21 protein-coding genes are annotated in these 25,697 nt (G+C 44.7%); 14 read left to right on the forward strand and 7 right to left on the reverse strand.

Going from position 1 to position 25,697, the window contains the following annotated elements:
- Positions 1-42 precede the first annotated feature (42 nt).
- A complete protein-coding gene (locus R7M72_RS12145; protein ID WP_258479536.1) occupies positions 43-1,635 on the forward strand; it encodes an ABC-F family ATPase in 1,593 nt (530 codons plus the stop codon).
- 240 nt (positions 1,636-1,875) lie between these two features.
- On the opposite strand, the gene R7M72_RS12150 is transcribed toward R7M72_RS12145, so the two are convergent.
- Positions 1,876-2,700 carry a formate dehydrogenase accessory sulfurtransferase FdhD gene (locus R7M72_RS12150; RefSeq protein WP_005377552.1) on the reverse strand — a complete coding sequence of 275 codons (825 nt, stop codon included), beginning with the start codon at positions 2,698-2,700 and terminating at the stop codon, positions 1,876-1,878.
- A 323-nt stretch (positions 2,701-3,023) separates the two neighbouring features.
- On the opposite strand from R7M72_RS12150, the gene R7M72_RS12155 reads away from it, so the two are divergent.
- The 12 genes from R7M72_RS12155 (at position 3,024) to R7M72_RS12210 (ending at position 19,217) form a co-directional block, all read left to right on the forward strand.
- Positions 3,024-3,488, forward strand: a complete 465-nt coding sequence (locus R7M72_RS12155) for a DUF3305 domain-containing protein (protein WP_017634910.1) — start codon at positions 3,024-3,026, stop codon at positions 3,486-3,488.
- Positions 3,478-4,107: a DUF3306 domain-containing protein gene (locus tag R7M72_RS12160; RefSeq protein WP_258474870.1), complete on the forward strand. Its 630-nt coding sequence runs from the start codon at positions 3,478-3,480 to the stop codon at positions 4,105-4,107. The genes R7M72_RS12155 and R7M72_RS12160 overlap by 11 nt, the downstream gene beginning before the upstream one ends.
- Before the next feature lie 308 nt (positions 4,108-4,415).
- Positions 4,416-6,077, forward strand: coding sequence for a 4Fe-4S dicluster domain-containing protein (locus R7M72_RS12165; RefSeq protein ID WP_017634908.1), 1,662 nt, complete (start codon positions 4,416-4,418; stop codon positions 6,075-6,077).
- 9 nt (positions 6,078-6,086) lie between these two features.
- Complete coding sequence (locus tag R7M72_RS12170; RefSeq protein ID WP_017820684.1) at positions 6,087-6,713, forward strand: molecular chaperone; 627 nt, start codon at positions 6,087-6,089, stop codon at positions 6,711-6,713.
- Between the two features lie 73 nt (positions 6,714-6,786).
- On the forward strand, positions 6,787-6,987 hold the full coding sequence (locus R7M72_RS12175; RefSeq protein WP_005377542.1) for a twin-arginine translocation signal domain-containing protein: 201 nt from the start codon (positions 6,787-6,789) through the stop codon (positions 6,985-6,987).
- A gap of 10 nt (positions 6,988-6,997) precedes the next feature.
- Complete coding sequence (locus R7M72_RS12180) at positions 6,998-9,853, forward strand: formate dehydrogenase subunit alpha (protein WP_172563266.1); 2,856 nt, start codon at positions 6,998-7,000, stop codon at positions 9,851-9,853.
- Between the two features lie 11 nt (positions 9,854-9,864).
- The gene (gene fdh3B, locus R7M72_RS12185) at positions 9,865-10,473 is read left to right on the forward strand and encodes a formate dehydrogenase FDH3 subunit beta (protein ID WP_005377536.1); all 609 of its coding nucleotides are present in this window, start codon (positions 9,865-9,867) and stop codon (positions 10,471-10,473) included.
- A 14-nt stretch (positions 10,474-10,487) separates the two neighbouring features.
- Entirely contained in the window at positions 10,488-11,540 is a 1,053-nt protein-coding gene (locus R7M72_RS12190) for a formate dehydrogenase subunit gamma (protein WP_182016360.1), read from the forward strand.
- Positions 11,524-11,940, forward strand: a complete 417-nt coding sequence (locus R7M72_RS12195) for a membrane protein (protein ID WP_005377532.1) — start codon at positions 11,524-11,526, stop codon at positions 11,938-11,940. Before R7M72_RS12190 ends, R7M72_RS12195 begins: the two co-directional genes overlap by 17 nt.
- Positions 11,941-12,363: 423 nt before the next feature.
- On the forward strand, positions 12,364-16,749 hold the full coding sequence (locus R7M72_RS12200; RefSeq protein WP_318056201.1) for an RHS repeat-associated core domain-containing protein: 4,386 nt from the start codon (positions 12,364-12,366) through the stop codon (positions 16,747-16,749).
- Positions 16,750-16,751: 2 nt separating this feature from the next.
- The gene (locus tag R7M72_RS12205) at positions 16,752-17,654 is read left to right on the forward strand and encodes an immunity 49 family protein (RefSeq protein ID WP_318056202.1); all 903 of its coding nucleotides are present in this window, start codon (positions 16,752-16,754) and stop codon (positions 17,652-17,654) included.
- Between the two features lie 342 nt (positions 17,655-17,996).
- Positions 17,997-19,217: an ammonium transporter gene (locus tag R7M72_RS12210; protein ID WP_064368422.1), complete on the forward strand. Its 1,221-nt coding sequence runs from the start codon at positions 17,997-17,999 to the stop codon at positions 19,215-19,217.
- A gap of 32 nt (positions 19,218-19,249) precedes the next feature.
- Here the strand turns inward: R7M72_RS12210 and R7M72_RS12215 are convergent, their stop codons facing one another.
- Positions 19,250-19,423 carry a hypothetical protein gene (locus R7M72_RS12215; RefSeq protein WP_005377524.1) on the reverse strand — a complete coding sequence of 58 codons (174 nt, stop codon included), beginning with the start codon at positions 19,421-19,423 and terminating at the stop codon, positions 19,250-19,252.
- Positions 19,424-19,541: 118 nt separating this feature from the next.
- Between R7M72_RS12215 and cobB the strand changes: the two genes are divergently transcribed.
- Positions 19,542-20,273, forward strand: a complete 732-nt coding sequence (gene cobB, locus R7M72_RS12220; protein WP_005377522.1) for a Sir2 family NAD+-dependent deacetylase — start codon at positions 19,542-19,544, stop codon at positions 20,271-20,273.
- Positions 20,274-20,361: 88 nt separating this feature from the next.
- Here the strand turns inward: cobB and R7M72_RS12225 are convergent, their stop codons facing one another.
- From R7M72_RS12225 to potA, 5 genes are all read right to left on the reverse strand, one after another.
- Positions 20,362-21,399 carry an extracellular solute-binding protein gene (locus R7M72_RS12225; protein ID WP_025766646.1) on the reverse strand — a complete coding sequence of 346 codons (1,038 nt, stop codon included), beginning with the start codon at positions 21,397-21,399 and terminating at the stop codon, positions 20,362-20,364.
- Between the two features lie 249 nt (positions 21,400-21,648).
- Positions 21,649-22,680, reverse strand: a complete 1,032-nt coding sequence (locus R7M72_RS12230; protein WP_171344706.1) for an extracellular solute-binding protein — start codon at positions 22,678-22,680, stop codon at positions 21,649-21,651.
- A gap of 102 nt (positions 22,681-22,782) precedes the next feature.
- Positions 22,783-23,553, reverse strand: coding sequence for a spermidine/putrescine ABC transporter permease PotC (gene potC / locus R7M72_RS12235; protein WP_005389180.1), 771 nt, complete (start codon positions 23,551-23,553; stop codon positions 22,783-22,785).
- Complete coding sequence (gene potB / locus R7M72_RS12240; RefSeq protein WP_005377512.1) at positions 23,553-24,413, reverse strand: spermidine/putrescine ABC transporter permease PotB; 861 nt, start codon at positions 24,411-24,413, stop codon at positions 23,553-23,555. Before potB ends, potC begins: the two co-directional genes overlap by 1 nt.
- Positions 24,394-25,509: a spermidine/putrescine ABC transporter ATP-binding protein PotA gene (potA, locus tag R7M72_RS12245; RefSeq protein ID WP_017634901.1), complete on the reverse strand. Its 1,116-nt coding sequence runs from the start codon at positions 25,507-25,509 to the stop codon at positions 24,394-24,396. The genes potB and potA overlap by 20 nt, the downstream gene beginning before the upstream one ends.
- Positions 25,510-25,697: the final 188 nt, after the last annotated feature.

Here is a 25,697-nt window from a genome sequence, read left to right on the forward strand (position 1 = left end):
CCCGGTTTTTCTAAATACACCCCAATTGCTAAGGTAAAGGTTTTGATCTCCACAGCGAATATTACTCAACAATTCGGCGCTAAGCCGCTATTCGAAAATATTTCAGTTAAGTTCGGCGAAGGCAATCGCTATGGCTTAATTGGAGCTAACGGTTGTGGTAAATCAACCTTTATGAAGATCCTCAGCGGCGAGCTTGAGCAAACCAGCGGTAACGTAAGCTACGATCCAAACGAGCGCGTTGCAAAACTGAACCAGGACCAGTTCGCTTACGAAGAATTTACGGTAATCGATACCGTCATCATGGGCCATAAAGAGCTATGGGAAGTGAAGAAAGAGCGTGACCGCATCTACTCACTTGCTGAAATGAGCGAAGAAGACGGCATGAAAGTGGCTGACTTAGAAGTTCAGTTTGCTGAAATGGACGGCTACATGGCAGAAGCCAAAGCGGGCGAGCTTCTTCTTGCTGTAGGTATCCCAATGGAGCAACACTTCGGTCTAATGAGTGAAGTAGCACCAGGCTGGAAACTTCGTGTGCTTCTAGCGCAGGTTCTATTCGCAGACCCAGATGTGATGCTTCTTGACGAACCTACCAACAACTTGGACATGGACACAATCCGTTGGTTGGAAGATACGCTAAACGCGCGTAACTGCACAATGATCATCATTTCGCACGACCGTCACTTCCTAAACTCAGTATGTACACACATGGCTGACTTGGACTACGGTGAGCTACGCGTTTACCCTGGTAACTACGACGAGTACATGACGGCGGCTTCTCAAGCTCGCGAACGTCTACTAAACGACAACGCGAAGAAGAAAGCACAAATTGCTGAGCTACAAACGTTCGTTGCACGTTTCTCTGCAAACGCATCGAAAGCAAAACAAGCGACATCTCGTGCGAAGCAAATCGACAAGATCAAATTGGACGAAGTGAAAGCGTCTAGCCGTCAAAACCCATTCATTCGTTTTGAACAGTCTAAAGAGCTGTTCCGTAACGCTCTGATTGTAGAAAGCCTGAGCCAAGGTTTTGAAGAGGACTTGTTCTCAGACTTCAATGCAATTTTTGAAGTGGGAGAGCGCGTTGCGATCATCGGTGAAAATGGTGTGGGTAAAACAACACTTCTAAACACGCTTGCTGGTGTACTTGAACCGCGTGCTGGTGAGTTCAAATGGTCTGAAAATGCAAACATCGGTTACTACGCGCAAGACCACGCGCATGACTTTGCAGAAGACATGAATCTAACGGATTGGATGGGGCAATGGCGTCAAGAAGGTGATGACGAGCAAGTCGTTCGTGGTTTCCTTGGTCGTATGCTGTTTGGTCAAGATGACATTAAGAAGTCAGTAAAAGTACTGTCTGGTGGTGAGCAAGGTCGTATGCTGCTTGGTAAGCTAATGATGCACAAGCCAAACATGCTGCTAATGGACGAACCAACCAACCACATGGACATGGAATCGATCGAATCTTTGAACACTGCGCTTGAGCAATACAAAGGCACGTTGTTCTTCGTCTCTCACGACCGTGTATTCGTAGACTCACTAGCAACGCGTATTATCGAAATCCGCGATGGTAAAATCACAGACTTTAAAGGCACTTACTCTGAGTTCCTAAAATCTCGTGGTGTTGACGCGTAATTACTCGCAAAGCGTTTAAAAAGCAAAAGCCTCGCTATTTAGCGAGGCTTTTTTAATATTTGGCCTTAATCCTTAAACTGACCGGTTATATACGCATAGATTCCGACCACGCCAAAGGTAATAATCATAGAAAGCATGATACCGCTGGGCGTAAGCAGAAAATTCCACAATTGGTCATTATTCATAGTCCACATCCTCTGTGAATCCGCATTATTGGTTTTAGTTTACACTGAAAAGGTGTTATTGGTTGCCTTTTACATCAAATTCAACCTTGTCGGCTCCTGTAAACACTTGGAAGCGCAAACCTTTCGCACGCGCAATGGTCGTAATACCAAATTGCTTCGCTAGATCTAACCCCATTTGAGTAACGCCAGAGCGAGAAAGCAGAACAGGAATGCCCATTTGAGCCACTTTAATCACCATCTCTGATGTAAGGCGACCAGTTGTGTAGAAAATTTTATCTTCACCTGTTTCTTCTTTGAGCCACATCTCACCTGCAAGTGTATCCACTGCGTTGTGACGGCCGACATCTTCCACAAATGACAACACTTCATTACCTTTGCAAACCGCACAGCCGTGTACTGCGCCCGCTTTTTTGTAGGTGTCGTTGTAATGAGTTAACGCTTCCAGCGCAGAATAAATTTCTGACTGCTTAAGAGAAACTTGAGGCACTTGATAATTTTCAAGCTGCTTCATCACGTTGCCATACATAGTGCCTTGGCCACAACCTGAGGTGACGGTTTTCTTTTTCAGGGCGCCTTCTAAGTGTTCAGTGTTTTCTTTAGTAATCACCGCTGCGGAATGCGTTTCCCAGTCAATAATAACGGATTCAATCGCGGCTGGATCGGACAGGAAGCTTTGGTTTTTTAAATAACCCAGTACTAGTGCTTCTGGACGCGAACCTAGCGTCATGAGCGTGACCACTTCTTTCCAGTTCAGCATGACCGTAAGAGGACGCTCGCAAGCGATTTGCTTCGTGAGCTTTTCGCCGTACTCGTCGTACACATCGACTTCAATGGTTTGCAGGGGATTTTCACTGGTTTTAATAATATTTGGTTTCAGCACAGTCGTGTCCTAGTGATTAAGAGCGTTAGGTTGCTACGCATTTTAGCTTGTTAAGTGGCTAGCAAATCTCATTCCAAAATAGCGGTTCCCACAGAAGTTGCGAGGTTTTATGTCAACAATGCATTAAAACTGCGAGTTCGCAGTAATGACACATCAATACATTTGAGTTTCGTCTAGTTTGGTACTTATAGCCTGAGGGAGTATATAGACTAAGTTATATCAGCTTGGCGCGTTTATTGCTTCGAAGACAATAAAAATGGTCGAAAACGGGGGCAAAATGTCCTGTGTGTTTTCAGACCAAAAATAGAAAGACTGGGTGAGTTATGTCGGATAAGAAAGATTTCGAAAAAAATTACGAAAAGACTGAGGATACATGGCCAATCGGCGTAGAGCTTGTTGAGCATGAGATCAGTACAGGGATTTGGGTGACAACCCAATGGCAGTTGACAGGATTTGCGCTGAATCCGACGGAAGAGACTCCAGATGTTTGTCCGTTGCAATTACATAAAGATGAACGTACAGACTACCGCTTTAACTTAAGCTCTCTGCAACCTAAACTCTTTTTAGTGATGGATAACGTCGAGTCTGGTGAAAAACCAGCGATACAGTTACTGACGGCTTCACAATCTGTTGCGGCGCAATATATGGATGGTGATAACCTTGTACTATCTAACGATATGCCGTTAGCCGTTCAGGCTTGGATGGAAGCCTTTATCGGTCGCCACGGTGAGTTGTTAGAAGTAAGACGTAAGAAACGCAAAGGAGCGGGCAGAGCAAATGGCAACTAGTTTTTTAAGCCGTTGGTCGAAACGTAAGTTAGAAGAATCTTCCCAACATGATGAAGAGATCACGCCGATAGCAGAGACGGCGCAATCCGAAGATAGTGTCACAGCGCTTTCAAACGCTGACGAAAGCTCAGATGCTTTGAACGTCAATGAGGATAGTCAGGCTCCAGACATTACCGCGAGTGTAGAGACTGAAAAAACCGAAGAAATGTCTGTGGCGCAACTGCTGGTTTCTGAAGCCTCAGAAAGCGTCAAGAAAGCTGCGCTGCGCAAAATGTTCTTGTCCGAAGAATTTAACGTGCGTGACGGCCTAGACGATTACGATGATGATTACAGTAACTTAAAGTCACTTTCTCAAGACGTCGCTGAGACGCTGCGTGATTGGGTTAAAGACAAAGTGGAAGACGAACCAGACGCTGAAACTGCGCAAGGGGCTGAGCTTAACGTTAACGATATCGCATCTGGGGTAGTTGAAGACGCAGAGTCAAACACCGACAAAAGTGGCCAAATTACTCAATATGAAAATGAACTGTATATAAATACAGTTCCTGGCGAAAGTGATACTTTTGCTGAAGAATCACAGCCTAACGAGGTGAGACAAAATATACCACACAAAGAATAGGTACATTTTGACTAAACACTCAATGAGCCGGCTGAGACAAAATGTCTCAACCGGTTTTTTTATCCCTACTATTTGTCAGTAAAATTGATAACCTATTGATTTTTAGTTGATATTTTATTGGCATGACACTTGCTATCTGTTGCTCAATACCAATCTGGTTGAAGTTAGTACGGACGCACTGCGTAGTATTCATCGCCTATAGATGGCGGAATAAGAATGCTCATTGATAAGTTAATCAGCAGAATCTCCGGCGCTAACTACACTAAGAGATGGAAAAGACTATCCATGTTCATAAATGGAATTGAGCAATGCTGAAACAATTATTAGAACAAGCAACTTCCAATAACGGTAAAGCGAGGCTGTACGCTTTCGAAAATACCGTAGAGTTGACCAATCTTATTCCACCAACCGTAAGCTATGAAAGCGGTGGTAATACTTTGATTGTGGGCCCAACAGCAATCATCGAAAGTGCGGCAGCGCAATTGTCGCAAATGAACAGCCTAACGCTGCTTTCTACCGATGGCGAAAAGGGCACAAATCCCGAGCTTTATTACGCCAATTCGGTTCAGGTTTCAGGGTTCTTAGGTACGTTTGAAGTTCTGATTGAAAATCATGGTTCGACCAACAATCTTGCCAAGGTCGCGATCAATAGCGATTGTTTCGATATCGTACTCGATCTTTGCCTTAACAGCTGCATGTCGGAAGAAGTCCCAGTACCGGGCTACTACCCAGTAGGTCGTGGCTATCCGAAACTGGCTGAAGCGTTGGAAGAGATTCCAACCTTAATGGGGACGTTCGATAAACCGAAATTCTTCCGTTTAGATACCGATTTATGTGCACACAGCTCTCGTGGCGTAAAAGGTTGCGAACGGTGTGTGGATGCTTGTCCGGCAGGGGCACTATCGAGTGAAGGCAGCGACAAAACGGGCCATCGCATCGAGATCAACCCATACCTATGTCAAGGCGTGGGTACTTGTGCTACAGCGTGTCCGACAGAAGCGATTCATTACGCACTGCCAAACCCTGAAGATACGCAAAAGTTTATTGAACGTACGCTCGCCAACTATGAGCAAGCGGGTGGTTTAGATCCTATCGTATTGATTTGCAGTTCTCGCCACGAGAGCTACAACGTGATGGCACTAAAAGCACTGCCAGATAATGTGATTCCAATTGTGGTGGAAGAACTGCCTTCGGTTGGTATTGATACTTGGTTCGCCGCGCTTGTGAATGGTGCTACTCAGGTGCTGTTTGCGGCTTCACGTTTTATGCCTCAAACCATTATTCGTGTGCTTAATAGCGAAGTAGGTATTGCTCAAGAGCTGCTCGGTCAGCTTGGTATCGCCAAAGAAACCATCGACATTCTGTATCTAGAGTCACTACGTGAAGGTGCTCCGACACTTTGTACCGAGTCTTTTGATTTGGCATTAGGAGACTTGCAAGGCAACAAACGTCAGCGTCTATTTACGGCGTTGGATGCGTTGTCCGCATCACGTATTCCAGTTGAGAACATTGTTGAACTTCCAGCGAACGCACCTTACGGCACAGTCTCTTGTGAAAGTAAAGGTTGTACGTTGTGTATGAGCTGTGTGGCGGTGTGTCCAACACGTGCATTGCATACGGACGGTCGATCTCCGTCGCTTAAATTCGTCGAGCAAGACTGCATTCAATGTGGGCTGTGCGAGAAAGCGTGTCCAGAGAAAGTGCTGACGCTTACTCCTCGTATGAACTGGGTGAAAGAAGAACGCCAGAAAGCGGTTGTGATTCATGAAGAAAAGGCAGCCGAGTGCATTCGTTGTCACAAGCCCTTTGCTCCGCAATCGATGATCGACATGCTACAAAACAAGTTACGCGGTCACTCTCATTTCTCTGATGAAGCGGCGATCAATCGTATCGCGATGTGTGAAGACTGCCGTGTGATCGACATGTTTGAGTCGATGGCAGAAGACCCAATGAAACAACTGAAATACTAGGAGCTCGCAGTGGACACACAACAAGAACAAACACTGAGAACAGACATTTATCTCGTTTTATCCGCACTTTTTCGTAGTGCGCCTAGTGATGAAATGCTGGCGTTCCTGAAATCGCTAGAAATTGAACCGTCTGAGAGCGCGATGCAAAAAGCTTGGCTCGCACTGCAACAAGCCGCGAACGAAGCGCAGCGAGAAGCGTTAGAAGAAGAATATCAAGATCTGTTTATTGGCATTGGACGTGGTGAAGTTGTGCCATTCGGATCTTGGCATCGCACTGGCTCGATGATGGAAAAACCGTTAGCGGAAATTCGTCGCGATTTGGATCTTTTAGGCATCGAACGAGAAGAGAACGTGAAAGAGCCTGAAGACCATATTTCTGCACTGTGCGAAGTGATGGCAATGCTGACAGGTGAAGAGGAAGAACTTCAACAAGCGGTGTTTAACAAACACATTGCTCCTTGGTTCCAATCTTTTACGCGCCAACTAGAGAGCGCCGAAAGCGTGAACTTCTACAAGCCAGCTGCACAGCTTTGCGATGCATTTTTAACGTTAGAGCAAGTCCGCTTTAGCGTGAACACCAAAAGCAGTAAGAACAAATTAAAAATTGATGTGAAAAACGTCACTGATTACGAGTAATCGAGCAGTACTTGGTCATATCGATAGAGAGGCATGAGTCTCCAAAGATCTACCGTAAGGTAAGGAAGCAATGATGAAAGATAATAAAGAAATAAACACAAGCCGTAGGGATCTCCTAAAAGGCTTCACAACCGCTGCCGTTGCCGGTGCTGTTGTTGCGGGAACCACGAAAGTGGCCGTTGCTTCAGAAACGGTTGAGCCTTCTGAAAACGACGTGAAGAAGAAAGGGTATCGTGAAACTCAACACATTCGCGATTACTACGACACACTTTAGGAGATAACGGATGAAACTTGTCAAACGCTCCGACAGTGTGAGCAAAGAAACGAACCAGCTTGGCGTATCTCGTCGTGCATTCATGAAAAACACTTCGCTTGCCGCTGGTGGCGCAGTGGTTGGTGCTAGTCTATTTGCACCGGGAATGATGAAAAAAGCGCAAGCAAAATCTGTCGATCCAGAAGCGAAAACAGAAATAAAACGTACTATCTGTTCTCACTGTTCAGTGGGTTGTGGTATTTACGCAGAAGTTCAAAATGGTGTTTGGACGGGTCAAGAGCCTGCATTCGACCACCCATTTAACGCCGGTGGTCACTGTGCAAAAGGTGCAGCACTGCGTGAACATGGCCACGGTGAGCGCCGTCTTAAATACCCAATGAAGCTTGAAAACGGTAAGTGGAAAAAGCTTTCTTGGGATCAAGCGATCGAAGAAATCGGTAACAAGGTGATGGACATCCGTAAAGAGTCCGGCCCTGATTCGGTTTACTTCTTGGGAAGCGCAAAGCACAGCAACGAACAAGCGTACTTGTTCCGCAAAATGGCATCACTTTGGGGTACGAACAACGTTGACCACCAAGCGCGTATTTGTCACTCAACAACCGTGGCGGGTGTAGCGAACACTTGGGGTTACGGTGCGATGACCAACTCTTTCAATGACATGCACAACTGTAAGTCGATGCTATTCATTGGTTCAAACCCAGCTGAAGCACACCCAGTAGCGATGCAGCACATTCTGATCGCGAAAGAGAAGAACAACTGTAAGATCGTCGTAGCGGATCCTCGTCGTACACGTACGGCAGCAAAGTCGGATCACTATGTATCACTTCGTCCTGGTTCTGACGTAGCATTTATTTGGGGTGTGTTGTGGCACATCTTCGAAAACCAATGGGAAGATAAAGAGTTCATCCGTCAACGTGTATTCGGTATGGATGAAATCCGTGCTGAAGTAGCGAAATGGACGCCAGCAGAAGTTGAGCGCGTAACAGGCGTAAGCGAAGAAGACGTTTACCAAACAGCAAAACTGCTTTCTGAAAATCGCCCGGGCTGTATTGTTTGGTGTATGGGTGGTACTCAGCATACTACTGGTAACAACAACACACGCGCTTACTGTGTGCTTGAGCTAGCGCTTGGTAACATTGGTAAATCAGGCGGCGGTGCAAACATCTTCCGTGGTCACGATAACGTACAAGGCGCAACCGACCTTGGCGTACTTTCTGACACGCTGCCTGGCTACTACGGCCTTTCTGAAGGCGCTTGGCGTCATTGGTCAAAAGTGTGGGAAATCGATTACGAATGGATCAAAGGTCGTTTCGATGACAACGCTTACAGCGGTCAGAAACCAATGCACAGTGCAGGTATTCCTGTATCTCGTTGGGTTGATGGTGTACTGGAGAACAAAGACAACATTCGTCAGCGCGAAAACATCCGTGCAATGTTCTACTGGGGACACGCAGTGAACTCTCAAACACGTGGTGTTGAGATGAAAAAAGCGATGCAGAAGTTGGACATGATGGTGATTGTGGACCCTTACCCAACGGTTGCTGCGGTAATGAACGACCGTACCGACGGCGTTTACCTGCTTCCTGCAACAACACAGTTTGAAACACACGGCAGCGTTACCGCATCTAACCGTTCTCTACAATGGCGTGAGCAGGTGATTGAACCTTTGTTTGAATCAAAACCAGACCACGAAATCATGTACCTGCTTTCGAAGAAACTGGGCTATTCCGATCTTCTGTTCAAAAACATCCGTGTTGAAAACAACCAGCCGGTGATTGAAGACCTAACGCGTGAATTCAACAAAGGCATGTGGACGATTGGTTACACAGGCCAAAGCCCAGAGCGTTTGAAAGCGCACCAACAAAACTGGCATACGTTCCACAAAACCACATTGGAAGCGGAAGGTGGCCCTGTCAACGGTGAAACCTACGGTCTACCTTGGCCATGTTGGGGTACACCAGAAATGAAACACCCAGGCACGCACATTCTGTACGATACGTCTAAGACGGTTGCAGAAGGTGGCGGTAACTTCCGTACGCGCTTTGGTGTGGAATTTGAAGGCAAGAGCCTACTTGCTGAAGACAGCTATTCGAAGGGCTGTGAAATCAAAGACGGTTACCCAGAGTTCACTGACAAGTTGTTGAAACAACTTGGTTGGTGGGACGATCTAACTGCTGAAGAGAAAGTGGCAGCAGAGGGTAAAAACTGGAAGACTGACCTTTCTGGCGGTATTCAGCGTGTCGCGATCAAGCACGGTTGTATTCCATTTGGTAACGCGAAAGCGCGTGCGATTGTTTGGACGTTCCCAGACCGTGTGCCACTGCATCGTGAACCACTTTACACACCACGTCGTGACCTTGTAACGGATTACCCAACTTGGGAAGACAAAGATGCAATCTTCCGTGTTCCTACGTTGTATAAATCCATTCAAGAGCAAGACAAATCGGGCGAGTACCCAATCGTTCTGACTTCTGGCCGTCTGGTTGAATACGAAGGTGGTGGTGAAGAGACGCGTTCAAACCCTTGGCTTGCCGAGCTTCAACAAGAAATGTTTGTTGAAGTGAACCCGAAAGACGCAAACGATCTTGGCTTTAGAGATGGTGATGATGTTTGGGTTGAAGGTGCAGAGAAAGGACGAATCAAGGTGAAAGCGATGGTAACACGTCGTGTGAAACCTGGTTTGGCGTTCATTCCGTTCCACTTTGGCGGTAAGTTCGAAGGTGAAGACCTACGCCCTAAATACCCAGAAGGTACACAACCTTACGTTGTTGGCGAATCGGCTAACACGGCAACCACTTACGGTTACGACCCGGTTACCTTGATGCAGGAAACCAAAGTAACCCTATGTAACATTCGTAAAGCGTAAGGAGTCTGACAATGGCACGAATGAAATTTCTATGTGACACCAAACGCTGTATCGAGTGTAACGGCTGTGTTACTGCATGTAAGAACGAAAACGACGATGCGCTTGAATGGGGCATTCAACGTCGCCGCGTGGTAACACTAAACGACGGTGAAGCTGGTGAAAACTCTATCTCTGTTGCTTGTATGCACTGTACCGATGCGCCTTGTATGGCAGTTTGTCCAGCTGATTGTTTCGAACATACCGAAGACGGCATCGTTCTTCACAATAAAGATCTGTGTATCGGTTGTGGTTACTGTTTGTTTGCTTGTCCGTTTGGCGCACCTCAATTTCCTAAACAAGAAGCGTTTGGTGAACGTGGCAAAATGGATAAATGTACTTTCTGCGCGGGCGGCCCAGAAACAGAGCCTGGCTCTGAGGAAGAACGTCAAAAATACGGTGCGAACCGTATCGCAGAAGGCAAGTTACCGATGTGTGCATCGCTTTGTTCAACTAAAGCGCTGCTTGCGGGTGACGCAGAGAAAGTCTCTGACATTTTCCGTCAACGTGTGGTAGAACGCGGCGCGAAAAACGCAGGTTGGACAGACGGAAACGATCTTTCTTACGATGCGACGAAAAGCTAAGTAAGGAGAGGCACATGTTAAACACGCTTAAACGTGCATCTTTAGCAATGCTGTCAATGATGACAGCATTGCTGCTGACTTTCGCAATGCCTGCTTCAGCAGAGGAACAATCTTCTAAAGTTATTCAACAGGAGATCACGCAACTCGCCGGGGCAGACTATTGGCGCGAAGTCAGAGAGGGGCAAGAAGGCTACACCACGTCTCAATCGCCAGAACATGGCGTATTGATCAGTAAACCTGGTGAGACTTGGTACATTCTAAAAGAGAAATGGATGTCTCCAGCGGGTGCTGTCGCGATTTTCGGCAGTATTGCAATGGTAATCATGGCTTACGTATTCGTTGGTCCTTTGATGCTTAGCAAGCCGCGTACTGGTAAAAAAATGAAGCGTTGGTCTCGTTTAGACCGCGCGCTTCACTGGAGTATGGCGTTTACATTCTTAACGCTGGCATTCAGTGGTTTGATGCTGGTTTACGGTAAGCACTTCTTAAAACCGTACGTTCCTACTGAGTTCTGGGGCTTTATCGTCATGTTGGCGAAGCATTACCACAATTACATGGGACCATTGTTCTTCATTTTACTGATGCTCGTGCTCTTTAAATGGTGGCGCAAGTCGATTCCAAACATGACAGATGTTCGTTGGTTTATGAAAATGGGCGGCATGGTTGGTAAACACAAAGGCACACATCCGTCAGCTGGTTTCTCAAACGGTGGTGAGAAGGCAATCTATTGGTTGTTAATCTTCTTTGGTGCTATCGCGGCAGTGAGTGGCTTAGTTCTGGACTTTCCTATCTTTGGCCAAACTCGCCGTGACATGGAGCTTTCTAACTTAGTTCATGCGATTTCGGCGCTGATTCTAATCTGTGGTTTTATCTTCCACATCTATATTGGTCTATTCGGTATGGAAGGTGCGCTAGAAGGCATGGTGACAGGTGAAGTTGATGAAACATGGGCGAAAGAGCATCACGATCTTTGGTATGAGGAAGTGAAGTCCAAAGAAGCGATGGGTGAAACAGATACGGCACAAACGGAAGTAAAAGGAGCGAAAGCGAATGAACAAACCTCATAACGGGATTTGGGTTGCGTACATCCTGAGCTGTCTGACCCCGTTTACGTTTCTGATCTCAGGCGTTATCGCAATTATCTATGCGGGTTACCGATTAGATAAGGGAGAAGACAGCGACGTAGTGATTTCTCATTACTACGGTTTAATTCGCACCTTCTTTCTCTACCTGACGTTTTTTGTTGTGTTGATCGTCACCGTCGCGACTTCTAACGGTGTACTCGTTGGCGTGAGTGATTATTGGTTGCATAGTACTTTGCTTGAAACCATCGCTTACTTTATTCCTTGGGTAGGGATGGTGTTTGCTGCATTAGCCATCTTGGTGTGGTTTATGCGAATGTTTCAAGGGATGCAGCAACTGCTCAATAACCAACCACACAGACCATCGACAGGTCCAAACCTTTAATCAGTATTCTTTAAGCAAAACCGCCGTAATAGGCGGTTTTTTTGTTGCTGTTTTGTCTCAAATATGAAGCACTTAGTCGCAGTGGTGATACTTGATGCAACTTATTGAGTGAATTTACGTAACTGGGCAGAAAATCATAGTTAAGTAAGAAACATGTAAAAAAATCGCGTCACGATGAGACATTAGTCTCACTCACGCTATTGTTCATTTACTCAGGATTCATCGTCCCGTTAAAGTACGCTGCGCTCAGAAATTCAAAGAGTTGCATACGTGAAAATTGCCATCAATACATTCAGTCTACGCATACAGAGGAATCTCTATCGGAGGATGTTTGATTAAGGCATCTTGCTCTCACAAATAAAAAGAGCGAAACGAGCATTAAATGATGCGGCAAGGTAAGAAAAGGACAAACACGTTACGGCTATGATCCCTCAATTCGTCATTCCTATCACGAATCGCTTTGGCGAAAGTTATCACTTCTCTGGTCAGTTACTTACTAGCGGCGAACCTAAAACATTCGTGACCAAACAAGAGGCAATAGAGTTTCTTGAGAGCTTTGGTGAGCTTGACCTTCGCTCTGTCGAGGACTTGTTCTATGCGATTGGTCAATTCAAGCCAAACATACCTGACGGTGAGCTTACTTCCCAACACTATAATTCAACGTTTGCCAATGCTTTGGTGAACGGTGATTTGCATGTCGCTCGAATTGTACCTACCGGCGAAAACTACGCACTCTCGTCAGCGGTTACGCCTCCACCGACTCAAAATACCGTCAATGCAAAACCATCGAAGGGAAAGGGGAAGTCGAATAAAAAGAGTGGCAGAAGTGCCGCATCCGCCAAGCCTCAGCAACAAAGCAGCGAAAAACATGAGAAAGCCGGTGATCCTGTATCACTTGTGACGGGTGAAGAAATTCTCGAACTCTATGATATCGAGCTACAACAAGGTACTACTTGGCAGCGTACTTACCGCTCTTCGCAGTCGGATGTAAATCATGGAATGGGCTTTGGTTGGCGACATGCATTTCAGTTTGAATTACGCGAGAAGACGGACGAGAAAGACAACGTTATCGCTTGGGAGTTTGTTGACGATAAGGCAGATATCACAGAATTTGAGCCAGTAGATATTGGAGCAACAAGTTACCAGATATACGCTGGTGCGAGCTGTTATTTCCTGAGCTCAACAACTCGGATTGTAACGCTCGCTAGTGGGCATCAATATCGGTTTGAGCAAAAAGATGATCGTTGGCTAGCTAAACAAGTTAGAAATGGCACGTTTTCAACGTTTCAATTGCAGTATTCTCGAAACCATCGATTGATCGAGATCGCATATAACAAGCGTCCGGTTCTTGAATGTCAATATGATAAGCAAGGACGCCTTGTAGAACTGCTTAATGCAAAGTCCCAAAAAGTTCTGGCAACTTATACCTATGATGAGCACGATGATTTGGTCAGTGCAACTAATCATTTGGGCCTAAAGGAACAGTATCAATACCTCGGCCATTTAATTATTAAGCGTGTACGACCAACTGGCTTTACTCATTATTTTGAATGGGATGGCGAAGGTGCAAAAGCGAAGTGCATCAGAAACGTTGGGGACGCAGGAATTTATGACTATCGCTTCCATTATCAGGGAAATCATTCTTCTTATTCTGACTCGTTAGATCATCAATGGTCTTTCTTGCATGACGAGCAGGGTAACTTACTCGAGAAAATAAGCCCCACAGGTAGAACTTGGCGATGGCAATATGATGAATTGGGACGAAAAGCACAAGCTATCTATCCTGATCAGTCAACGGTCAATTATCAATATAATCAGCATGGTCAATTAGTTTCTAAGTTTCATTCCTCTGGCAAAGAAATTCAATATGGCTATGACGGCTTAGGTAAGTTAGTTAAAACGGTTTCACCTGACGGGGATATCGAGAAGGCTTACTACAATAGTCTCGGTCAAAGAGTTTGGGATACCGATCAGTTCGGCTGTGTCACGGAGTATGATTACGATAAACACGGTCAAGTCGTCAAAAAAGAGTCTGAAGATGGTAAGAAAAGTCAGTGGTGGTGGGATGAACAACAAAGACTTATCGCGAATGAAATAGACGGTACATTACTTCGTTACAGCTACAACGAAGAAGATCTAGTGAATGGCGTCGCTTATCCCGATGGGTGTATTGCTCAACTCGCTTATGATCAATTCGGCAGGCGTACATCAGTTCGTTATTTTAACGACGAAGACAAAGTCGGTTATAGCGAAGAATATTCTTACGATGAGCACAGTCGTGTTGCTCAGATTCGGACGCCAGCAGGCATTACCTCGTATCAATGGGGAGCACTCGCGCAACAAGAAGCAGTCATCTTTCCCGATGGCAGCCATATTTCTTACGAATACGATCAACAACGTAACCTGACTAAATTAGTTCGGAGTGACGGCTTAGAGTTCGAATTCCTGTATGACGATGAAGGCCAGCTATCAGGAACTATTGGGTTTGATAATCTACAAAGCCAATTTGATTATGACGATATGGGGCGGATCCATCGTAAGCAAGTCGCCGATAGGACCGTGCTGTACCGCTATGACGCTGCGGGTTATCTCAAGCACGTCAAAGCAGGAAATGCTAGCAGTATTGTAGAGCACCACTTCAATTATACGCTTAGTGGGCGACTTACTTTCGCATCCAATCGCCATCAAACACTGCAATACCAATACTCTTCATTCGGGCATTTAACAAAGCGCATTCAAGGTCAGTTTGAGATAGCGCAGGAGTTTAACAGAGTTGGCCAACGCGTATCTCAGGTACTGCCAGATAATACGGAGCTGAACTTCTCTTATGATCGATATGGGCGTTTTTCAGCGATTCGGTTTGGAAACCTAGATTTACCTCAAATCAAATTTCATTACGATGAAATGGGACGAGTTTCCCAAATTGAAACGGCACATTTTAATGAGCGCATCATTTATGATGGTGTTGGTCGTTTGGTCGAACAACATTGGCCTGATAGAGAGAAAAAGTACGTTTACAATGCGCAAAACCGTATTTCATCAATCATTGATAATACGGCAGGAGCAACACACTATCAGTACGATGCCTTAGGACAACTGAAACGAGTCAATGCTTCCGGAGAAGTGACTAAATTTGAATACGATAGTTTTGGCAATCCTACTTTGCCATCTTCAGAGGTATTCGCTGATCGTATTGAAGTACACGATGATGTCCGGTTCAAATATGACGCGCAAGGAAACCAGACAAAACGTGAGGGGCAAGGACATGTTCAGACTCGCGTATTTGATGCGTTAAATCAGCTCATTGAAGTTCACACCGACGATGGCATCAGTCAATATGAATATGATGCATTAGGGCGCAGGACGAAGAAAATTACACAACAAGGCGTTACGGAGTTCTTGTGGGAAGGGGAACGTTTAATTGGTGAACGCTCTTCAGGTGCTTTCCGATGGTACCTATATCAACCAGAAACCTACACGCCAGTGGCACTGCTAGAAAACGACGTTATTTATTGGTACCAGTGTGATCAAGTTGGTAAACCAGAGCGGCTGATCGATTGCGAAGGGAATGTTGTATGGAGTGCCAGTTACGATGCTCACGGCTTTGCTCATGTACATATTGAAAATGTAGCAAATCCACTGCGTTTTCAAGGGCAGTACTTCGATCAAGAAACCGACTTACACTACAACCTCGCTCGGTATTACGATCCTAAGCTAGGACGCTTTATCCAACAAGATCCGATATCTATTGCTGGTGGTATTAATCATTACCAATATGCAGTCAACCCTATCCAGTGGATTGATCCAACAGGTTTCCTTTGTGAAGAAGGGCTAAAACGCTTGGGTCAAATGTTGGCAGAGTATCAGGCGCAAAGCGATGTCCCCCAAGAGGTTTGCGATCAGATTTTAGAGGCAGCAAAAGAATCATCCGTCGGAGAAGATGGCGTTCGCTCGCAAGTCAAAATCCGAAAACCCAAAGGTAAAAATCATATTCGATATGAATACGATTTAGACCATATTGATTGCGAAAGAAACGAGATTACTTTTTATCGTCATATCAATCATTCAGATGGCAGCCGACACGAAGTGCAGTATGTTGTTGGGATTGAGGAGTTTGTCAATGCGCATGTTTTTGACTCAGAGAAAGTTGGCGGGGAAGAAGGTTGCACGATCTTTACTGAAGATCTTGTGCTGAATAAAGCTGAGTATAAAGAAAACTCAGAACTCAATACGAGTGGTTATGAGCTAACAGAAAGAAACAAAGCAAAAATTGATGAATGTTTGAAAGAGCGTCAAAAGGCTATGGACGCTCGAACTGGCGAAGAGGGATATAACGCTCAAATCGGCAATATTAACCAACAGTCTGCAAAAATTGGTGAGTTGGCCGCGGATGACTTTGTTCGAAATAAATGTCCCAATGCTAAGTTGCTTCATCCCAAAAATATTGGAACTTCAATTTCGAAGCCGGGCGACTTTGACATGGTTTACGAGGTGGAAGAGCCACCACCAGGTGAAATTATCATTGTTGAGGCCAAAGGGGGGAGCAGCCCGCTGGGTAGCCGTAAGATTGGAAACGAGGCATATCAGCAAGGTACAAGTAAATATGCGGCGGAAATAGTTAAGTTAATGTCGAAAAATATAGAAGGAACGACGGAAAAAGTAGCTGCCGACGAAATTCAATACGCCGCTTTATCCGGCAGACCTATTCGATATATACATACTCAAGCAAGCATCCCTGAAAGTGGAAAGGCCTCGGACTTAAAACTAGAAGTGGCAGAGTTTAAAATTAATTCCAAAGGATTAAAGTAAAAATGCAAAGTAATGAATCGATCAAGATCGTAGAGCGCAAAGCAAATCCTGAACTTGACGCACAAGCCATTGCGAGTAAAAAAAAATTTATAAACAGGGTCCTAGATAACAGAAAAGAAGGTCTTAAAGTCAGGAGGGAAAATCTAATCAGTCTTGGTGATTTTGCCATCGACCAGGTTCGCTGGTATACCTGGTTCCAAACCTCACATGAAGATGAACAAATATGTACCTTGCGTCTTTATGAAACTTCTCTAATGGGCGCTTGTTATCATCGGCTTACTATGTTTCCGAATGAGTCATTAACTATTAAGATACTCGGTTACCCAGAAGTAACATGGGATGGTGAAGGTATCTTAGAGATGGGCTTCATTTGTCCTTCAATGTGGCTGGATACCTATTTTACCTCTGTAATCGTCCGTGACAAAGCTAGTATGGATGTGTTGGCAAACTTTCCGATTTCTTTGATGAGACAGAGTTCTACCAAAGCGGGTGAGCTGTCTTATATGCTGGTGGATGTGATTCAGTCTTTCCATAACCGTACAGCAGACTACCCTGATAAATTGGTGGCCGCGATGGACACGGCAGTTGCTCAGGGTGATGATTGGGCGTTAGAAATTGCCATGGGTATTTTGGAAACTTTTGCCGCCCTGACAACCGACATCGGTTATGATTTCGAAGATGTACTCATTAAGAACCTTCAATTCCAAGAGCAATACCAAATGAGGCTCGATCAGCCAGAGGACTTGATTTCTATAGAAACTTTCATCTCTTTCCCTCTACTTGGTATGGCTTGCATGTGGTACGACAAAGGCAACCGTCTATCTGTTGAAACTGGTTGGCTTCCTCCCTATCTTGTCGAAGGACGTTGGTTAGAAGATGTAAAAGCAGGGAAGATCACTCGATAAACCCCTTTAGTTAGCAATTCCGTATATGAGCCACCTCTCATGGGGTGGCTTTTACGTTTATGGTAGAGAGTTTGCTGTTTGTTGAACCATATAGTGCGCATTATGTTGGTGCACTAAAACCATATTGGTGCATTTATTAGCATGTTAAACACCATTTCAAGAATACGTAATTTTATTAAAGTTCATACAAAACAATAAATTAAAGCGTAAGTGTTAGAAATATAAATTATGGAATGAGAATTGCTCTGTTAGACGCTCTATAAATTAAGTTCACCAAATTGGTGATGAGCCTAACTTTGATGCACAGGATAAGTGCGCTACAGATCAACGGAGACAATCATAATGAGTGTAACTGCCAATCAGGTACACGGCGCTGTACAAACTCTCACGCAAAGTTCCGACACACTTTTCTTACTACTTGGCGCAATCATGGTTTTTTTGATGCATGCTGGTTTTGCTTTTCTTGAAGTAGGAACCGTGCGCCAAAAGAACCAAGTTAATGCTTTAGTTAAAATCTTGGCCGATTTCGGTATTTCCGCCGTTGCGTATTTTTTCATTGGATACTGGGTCGCTTATGGCGGCACCTTCTTTGCTGATGCAGAGACGTTATCTCAAGGCAATGGTTACGAGTTGGTGAAGTTCTTTTTCTTGCTGACCTTCGCTGCAGCGATTCCTGCTATTGTTTCTGGTGGTATCGCAGAGCGAGCTCGTTTTTATCCGATTCTAATCGCAACATTTTTCACTGTCGGCATCGTATACCCGTTATTTGAGGGAATGATCTGGAACGGAAACTTTGGTGTTCAAGCTTGGTTTGAAAATAGCTTTGGTTATGGCTTCCACGATTTTGCAGGTTCAGTCGTTGTGCATGGTGTTGGCGGCTGGATAGCGCTTGTTGCCGTCGTGTTTTTGGGCATGAGAAAAGGCAGAGTTCGAGCAGGAAAGCACACCAACTTTGCACCTTCGAATATTCCGTTTTTGGCTTTGGGAGCTTGGGTCTTATGTGTGGGGTGGTTTGGCTTCAACGTCATGTCAGCTCAAACTGTGTCAGGCATAAGTGGCTTGGTGGCTATGAACTCATTGATGGCAATGGTCGGGGGCATTGTCGCGTCACTGTTGGCTGGTAAGAATGACCCTGGCTTTATTCATAACGGCCCACTAGCTGGCTTGGTTGCTGTATGTGCGGGCTCAGACTTAATGCATCCTATCGGTGCTTTAGTGACAGGTGCGATTGCTGGCGTGCTATTTGTTTATCTTTTTACCCACCTACAAAACAAAACCAAGATTGATGATGTGCTAGGTGTCTGGCCTTTACACGGTGTATGTGGCGCTTGGGGTGGTATTGCCGCTGGGATTTTTGGTCAAAGCGCATTGGGTGGGCTAGGTGGCGTGAGTATTATCGTTCAGCTTCTAGGAACGCTTTTGGGCCTTTCCATCGCAGTGCTTGGTGCACTTGTAGTCTACGGTGCGATTAATACCAGTATGGGACTGAGGCTTTCAGAAGAAGACGAATTCAATGGCGCTGACCTAGCCATTCATAAAATATCTTCGACCAACGAGGATTGAGGCCAATATGGGAGCGGCATAAAGCCGCTCTTTTAGCAATTGTCTTTCTTGGCTTGGCCCGGAGGACAGAAATTACCATTACCTCGATGGTCATCATCATTGGTGCTGACTCTTACCTTTACATCATCGACTTCGCCTTCAACATTGGTAAGTTGACAGCCTGCCAAAGTCAGAAGCAATGTAAACGTTAGAGATACTTGTCTCATTGCTGTTCCTCTTAAATTGTAATTCTAATAGTGACCATTACGACTATGGTCTAATCCATATTACTACTGTTGCTATTCTTTCAGTGTTAAGCTAATGAAAAAACAGCAAGGATGAGTTATGAATTTCCCTTATAGAAATATTGTAGTACTTACTGGTGCAGGTATCTCGGCCGAATCTGGTATTCAAACATTTCGTGCGCAAGATGGCCTATGGGAGAATCACCGTATCGAAGATGTAGCAACGCCTGAAGGGTTTGCTCGCGATCCGGACCTTGTTCAAGACTTTTACAACCAACGCCGCAAGAAACTTCAAGATAATGCGATAAAGCCTAATGCAGCGCATGAAGCATTAGGTCGTTTAGAGGCTGAGTTAGAAGGTAAAGTGACGGTCATCACTCAAAATATAGACAACCTTCACGAAAGAGGCGGCAGTCAGAATGTGATTCACATGCATGGTGAGTTGCTCAAGGCGCGCTGTAGTGAATCTAACCAAGTAGTAGAGCACAATGAGGACATTAAGACAGGCGAACTTTGTCACTGTTGTCAGATCCCTTCACAAATGCGACCACATATTGTTTGGTTTGGTGAAATGCCACTGCGAATGGGGGATATCTACGCGTCATTAGAAGAAGCAGATTTGTTTATTTCTATTGGGACTTCTGGCGTTGTGTATCCCGCAGCAGGTTTTGTTCATGATGCAAAAATGCACGGCGCACATACCATTGAAATTAACCTAGAACCTAGTGCGGTAGAAAGTGAATTTGAGGAAAAACGCTACGGAAAAGCAAGCGTTGAGGTTCCAAAATTAGTTGACGAGATACTGGCTCTAGAAGGAAAAGAAAGAGCGTAATAACTTCAACAGGAAGAGTTTTTGTCTTGTCATTAAGAACAAAAAAGCGGCTCATGAGCCGCTTTTTCATATCTTTAAAACTAACGAATTAGTTGTTCACTTTTAGCTTTTGGAAGTACTCATCGTACATTACGCTCGCTTCGCCAACTTCATCTTGCCAAGTACCGCTGTCCATCACTTCTTGTGGTGGGAAGATGCTTGGATCATTAGCAAATTCTTTCGGTAGCAGATCGTGTGCCGTTTTAACTGGCGTAGGATAACCAATCTCTAGTGCAATCTTAGCTGCGTTCTCAGGACGTAGTAGGAAATCGATCATCTTATGAGCTGCATCAACGTTCTTCGCACCAGCTGGAATTGCTAGGCTGTCCATCCAGAAGATAGTGCCTTTTTCTGGCCAGATGATGTCGATGTTCGCACCTTCTTGACGAGCCATGTATGCAGAACCGTTCCAAAGCATGCCTAGTGAAACTTCACCCGCAAGGTAAGGGTTTGCAGGAAAGTCTGAGTTAAATACTAATACGTTTGGCATTAGCTTTTTCAGTTCTTCGTAAGCGGCTTTGATTTCTTCTGGGTTAGTCGTGTTTGGTGAGTAACCAAGCTTAGTCAATGCAATGTGGAATACTTCGCGAGAATCATCCATCAGCATTAGTTGACCTTCCCACTTACTATCCCAAAAATCATCCCACTTAGTAACCGATGATTTGTCTAGCATGTCAGCATTGATACCAATACCGGTCGCACCCCAAATGTATGGGATAGAGTAGTTGTTGTTCGGATCGAACGGTTTGTTTAGGAAGTTAGTATCAAGATCGGCAAAATGAGATAATTTCTCTTTGTCGATCTGTTGTAGCATGCCTTCTTTACGCATTTTAGAGACGAAATAGGTAGACGGTACTACCAAGTCGTAACCAGAACCTTGAGTTTTTAGTTTTGCGTACATACTCTCGTTAGATTCGTATGTAGAGTAAATAACTTTGATTCCGGTTTCTTTTGTAAAGTCTTCAAGAACTTCGTTTGGAATGTATTCCGACCAGTTGTAGAAATACAGTTCTTGATCAGCAGCCATTGCAGGGGTAGCGATGAGCGTCGCTGCACATAGAGCGCTTGCGTAGAATTTACTTTTCATTTGTTTTCCGTTTTGTTTCGCGATTGGACAAGTCAATACTAGCTGGAGTTATCGAGTTGAGCCAAATCGCAGTAAGCACAAATATGTTCATTTAGCTTGAATATCGTTGTCTCCTTGTTATGAGACGATAAATCTATGATACCAAGACAAATAAACCTAGCAACGCGCGATTATATCAGCCTAAGACAAAAATAGGCAGCGTATTGCTGCCTATTTTCCTATGGTTGATGACTTGTTACACAAGCTAGATTATTGTCCCGCTTTCAGCTTGAGGAAATAATCTTCGTACTTAACGGTTAGATCACCAACCGCATCTTGCCATTCAACACGGTCAAGGTCTTCTTGAGAAGGGAACAGTGGGGCAACGTCTTTAAACTTAGCATTCGATTCTTCCACCGCCGTTAGGTAGCCAGTATCACGAGAGATTTGCTCTGCGATTTCTGGGCGCAGTAGGAAGTCAATCATCTTGTGAGCGGCTTCTACGTTCTTCGCACCGGAAGAGATAGCGAAGTTATCAACCCAGCCGATACCGCCTTCTTTAGGAAAAACGAGTTTAAGGTTCAGGCCTTCACTTTGTGCCGCTGCGGCGCTACCGTTCCAAAGCATACCAACGCCCACTTCACCAGACATGTAAGGTGCGCCAGGGTTGTCAGAGTTGAAAACTAAAACGTTAGGCATCAACTTTTGTAGCTCAGCGTACGCTTCATCGATTTGCTTAGGGTCTTTTGAGTTACCTGAGTAGCCAAGTTTACGCAGAGCGATATGGAACACTTCACGAGTGTCGTCCATCAACATTACTTGACCTTCAAGCTCAGGCTTCCATAGGTCAGCCCAGCTTTGGAAGTCGTTTGGATCGTACATATCTGCGTTAACCGCTAGGCCTGTAATCGCAACAACGTGTGGAATAGAGTAGTCGTTATTTGGATCGTAAGGCTTGTCTAGGTAGTTTTTATCTAGGTTGCCGAAGTTTTTCAGCTTAGTCTTATCGATCTTTTGTAGCATGTCTTCGTCACGCATCTTCGCCACGAAGTACGTTGAAGGTACTACTAGGTCATAACCTTGGTTATGGGTTTTTAGCTTTGCATACAAAGTTTCGTTCGACTCGTAAGTCGAGTAGATCACTTTGATGCCAGTTTCTTTAGTAAATTGCTCTAGGATATTACTGTTGATGTAAGGACCCCAGTTCATAAATACTAGTTCTTTATCATCCGCTGTCGCTGTACCAGAGAACAGAGAAAGCGCACATGCACTACCAGCTAATAGAGTAGCCCATTTTTTCATTGACGTTAGCTCCAAACCAAACGTTGTCCAATTTTGGACGATAGATAGAAAAACAGAATGGCATGTAACCATTCTGTTTCGTGATGTTAACAGGTGCGGATTCTACTTCACTTTTTCTCTTGCTAGCAACTGAGAAATTACTACCAAGACCAAAGAAACAATCAACATCACCGTTGCTAGGGCGTTAACTTCCGGTGAAATGCCCACCTTAACCATGGAGTAAATCTTCAATGGCAAGATTTCGTATGTTGGACCCGTTACAAACGAGCTGATGATCACATCGTCCAAAGACAAGGTAAAGCTCAATAGCCAACCTGCGGCAACCGCTGGTTTAGCGAGAGGAAGGATGATCTGTTTCAAGATAACCCACTCGCTTGCACCAAGGTCTTTTGCTGCTTCCAACATTTTCACATCAAAGCCATTTAAGCGGCTGTATACAGTTACCACAACGAATGGTAGACAAAAGGTGATGTGAGCAATCAATAGTGTAAAGAAGCCAAGCTGTGCGCCTAATACTAGGAACAGAGCAAGTAATGAAATCGCCATTACAATATCGGGAGACATCATCACGACAAACAGCATGCCGTTTACCGCACCTTTACCTTTGAACGAGTAACGGAATAGGGCAACGGCCGTTAAGCTACCAATGATGGTTGCTGCTGTCGCTGAGAATACCGCTACGTTCAATGAATGCCATGCAGCTTGCATTAGGCTGTCGTTATTTACTAAGGTTTCGTACCATTTCGTGGTGAAACCACCCCATTTCATACCAAATTTGTTGGCATTAAATGAGTTAACAATTAAGACGATGATTGGCAGATACAAAAATGCATACACCAGCGCCATAAAGCTAAATCTAACTGTGCGTCCCATTAGTCTAGCTCCACTTTCTTATTCAATAGTTTGCCTGCTCTGTAGTAAGCGTAAAGCATCACAGCCATTGCGAAGGTGAGGGCGATACTGGTCGCAGCACCAAATGGCCAGTCACGAGCGTTCAATACTTGGCTCTTAATAACGTTACCAATCAGTAGGTTCTTCGCACCACCAAGAAGGTCAGAGATGTAGAACATACCTAGTGCTGGTAGCAGAACCAACAAACAACCACCGATAATGCCAGGCATTGTAAGAGGTAGAATCACTTTCGTAATGGTTTGGAACTTGTTCGCACCAAGATCTTTCGCCGCCTCGATATAAGTGTTGTCCAACTTCTCGATTGCCGAGTAAAGCGGCAGAATCATAAATGGAAGCAGGATGTACACAAGACCAATCATTACTGCTGTTTCGGTGTACATAATACGTAATGGCTTATCGATGATTTCCATCGCCATTAATGATTTGTTCAAAATACCTTGTGTACCCAGAACAATCTTCAGGCCGTAAGTACGGATAAGAGAGTTTGTCCAAAAAGGTACGATAACTAAGAACAACATGAATGGGCGCCATTTCTCTGGCATTTTCGCTATGATGTAAGCAAATGGGTAACCAATTACTAAACACAACAACGTCGCCACAATCGCCATGTAGAACGAGTGCATCAGCACTTTCGCATACAAGGGGTCGAGTAGACGTAAGTAGTTGTCGAAAGTAAATGTCATTTCGATTAAGTTTGCTTCATCACGCGTTAAGAAACTCGTACCGATAATCATCACATTTGGTACCAACACGAAAAGTGTTAGCCAACCGACGATTAAGGTAATGATCGCGTTTTGAAGATTAATCTTCTTGCTTATCATTGAGGACTACCTCCCAGCTCTCAACCCAAGTGATAGCGACTTTCTGGCCAAGTGAGTGGTCCACATCAGGATCATCTTCGTTAAAGAATTCGCTAACCATTACACGCATGCCCGAATCCAATTGGATAACTGAATCAAGCGTCATACCTTTATAGGTACGCTCTGTTACGTGACCTACGATGCCTTTTTCTTCAGACTCTTTGATCTCTTCGATACGTAAGTCTTCTGGGCGAAGTAGTACTTGCAGTTTTTCACCTGCTTGCGCTTCCTGATCGTAGTAAACAACAGACTCGACACCTTCGATTTCTGCACGGATACGTTTCTCGTCGATACGCTCTAGCATGGTTGCGTTGAATACGTTGATCTCACCGATAAAGCGAGCAACAAATAGGTTCTTCGGCTCTTCGTAAATCTCACGTGGAGAACCATCCTGCTCAATAACACCGTCGCGCATTACAATAATGCGGTCAGACATCGATAGGGCTTCTTCCTGATCGTGCGTAACGAAGATAAAGGTAATACCAAGTTGACGCTGAAGCTGTTTAAGCTCAATTTGCATTTGCTTACGCAGTTTGTAATCAAGTGCAGATAGAGATTCATCTAGCAGCAGTACTTTTGGTTTGTTAACAACCGCACGCGCAATGGCGATACGTTGTTGCTGACCACCAGAAAGCTGATGAGGCTTACGCTGTGCCATTTTTTCTAGGCGCACCATGCGCAGTGCTTCCATTACTCGTGGTTCAATGTCCGCAGTAGGCGTTTTCTGCATACGAAGACCAAAAGCGACATTCTCATATACGGTCATGTGTGGAAACAATGCGTAACTTTGAAATACCGTGTTGACGTGCCTTTGCTCTGCAGGAACCTGTGTTACATCCTGGTCATCCAAAATAATTTGACCGTTATCTGCCGTTTCAAAACCTGCAATCATGCGTAAAACTGTTGTCTTACCACAACCAGAAGGCCCGAGAATCGTCAGAAATTCACCATGATTAACATCCAGATTTAAATTACCGATGATTTCCTTACCATCGAAACTTTTACTAATACCAGATAAACGAATAACTGGCTTTCCTGCTTGCGGTTTTGCGTTCAACGTCTGTATTTCCCCCACGTTCAAGCCGGGATTATCCCAGCTGATGTGACACTAACCATTCACTTTTGAGGCGCGCATCATAATCACCAAAAGTGTGAAATTAAAGCATTTTCTTATCTTGAAACAGAAATAATTTTGCAGGAAAAAGCCATCATTCCTTACCATACTGTTTTTATGAGATTAATTGG

Origin of the sequence: Vibrio sp. YT-18 (genome assembly GCF_033337345.1) — a bacterium.
Classification (GTDB): Bacteria; Pseudomonadota; Gammaproteobacteria; order Enterobacterales; family Vibrionaceae; genus Vibrio; species Vibrio alginolyticus.

What these genes read in the sequence shown, in the direction of transcription:
- R7M72_RS12155 (WP_017634910.1), top strand. Translation starts at nt 3,024, where the DNA reads ATGTCGGATAAGAAAGATTTCGAAAAAAATTACGAAAAGACTGAGGAT.
- R7M72_RS12160 (WP_258474870.1), top strand. Translation starts at nt 3,478, where the DNA reads ATGGCAACTAGTTTTTTAAGCCGTTGGTCGAAACGTAAGTTAGAAGAA.
- R7M72_RS12165 (WP_017634908.1), top strand. Translation starts at nt 4,416, where the DNA reads ATGCTGAAACAATTATTAGAACAAGCAACTTCCAATAACGGTAAAGCG.
- R7M72_RS12175 (WP_005377542.1), top strand. Translation starts at nt 6,787, where the DNA reads ATGAAAGATAATAAAGAAATAAACACAAGCCGTAGGGATCTCCTAAAA.
- R7M72_RS12180 (WP_172563266.1), top strand. Translation starts at nt 6,998, where the DNA reads ATGAAACTTGTCAAACGCTCCGACAGTGTGAGCAAAGAAACGAACCAG.
- fdh3B (WP_005377536.1), top strand. Translation starts at nt 9,865, where the DNA reads ATGGCACGAATGAAATTTCTATGTGACACCAAACGCTGTATCGAGTGT.
- R7M72_RS12190 (WP_182016360.1), top strand. Translation starts at nt 10,488, where the DNA reads ATGTTAAACACGCTTAAACGTGCATCTTTAGCAATGCTGTCAATGATG.
- R7M72_RS12195 (WP_005377532.1), top strand. Translation starts at nt 11,524, where the DNA reads ATGAACAAACCTCATAACGGGATTTGGGTTGCGTACATCCTGAGCTGT.
- R7M72_RS12200 (WP_318056201.1), top strand. Translation starts at nt 12,364, where the DNA reads ATGATCCCTCAATTCGTCATTCCTATCACGAATCGCTTTGGCGAAAGT.
- R7M72_RS12205 (WP_318056202.1), top strand. Translation starts at nt 16,752, where the DNA reads ATGCAAAGTAATGAATCGATCAAGATCGTAGAGCGCAAAGCAAATCCT.
- R7M72_RS12210 (WP_064368422.1), top strand. Translation starts at nt 17,997, where the DNA reads ATGAGTGTAACTGCCAATCAGGTACACGGCGCTGTACAAACTCTCACG.
- R7M72_RS12215 (WP_005377524.1), bottom strand. Translation starts at nt 19,423, where the DNA reads ATGAGACAAGTATCTCTAACGTTTACATTGCTTCTGACTTTGGCAGGC.
- cobB (WP_005377522.1), top strand. Translation starts at nt 19,542, where the DNA reads ATGAATTTCCCTTATAGAAATATTGTAGTACTTACTGGTGCAGGTATC.
- R7M72_RS12225 (WP_025766646.1), bottom strand. Translation starts at nt 21,399, where the DNA reads ATGAAAAGTAAATTCTACGCAAGCGCTCTATGTGCAGCGACGCTCATC.
- R7M72_RS12230 (WP_171344706.1), bottom strand. Translation starts at nt 22,680, where the DNA reads ATGAAAAAATGGGCTACTCTATTAGCTGGTAGTGCATGTGCGCTTTCT.
- potC (WP_005389180.1), bottom strand. Translation starts at nt 23,553, where the DNA reads ATGGGACGCACAGTTAGATTTAGCTTTATGGCGCTGGTGTATGCATTT.
- potB (WP_005377512.1), bottom strand. Translation starts at nt 24,413, where the DNA reads ATGATAAGCAAGAAGATTAATCTTCAAAACGCGATCATTACCTTAATC.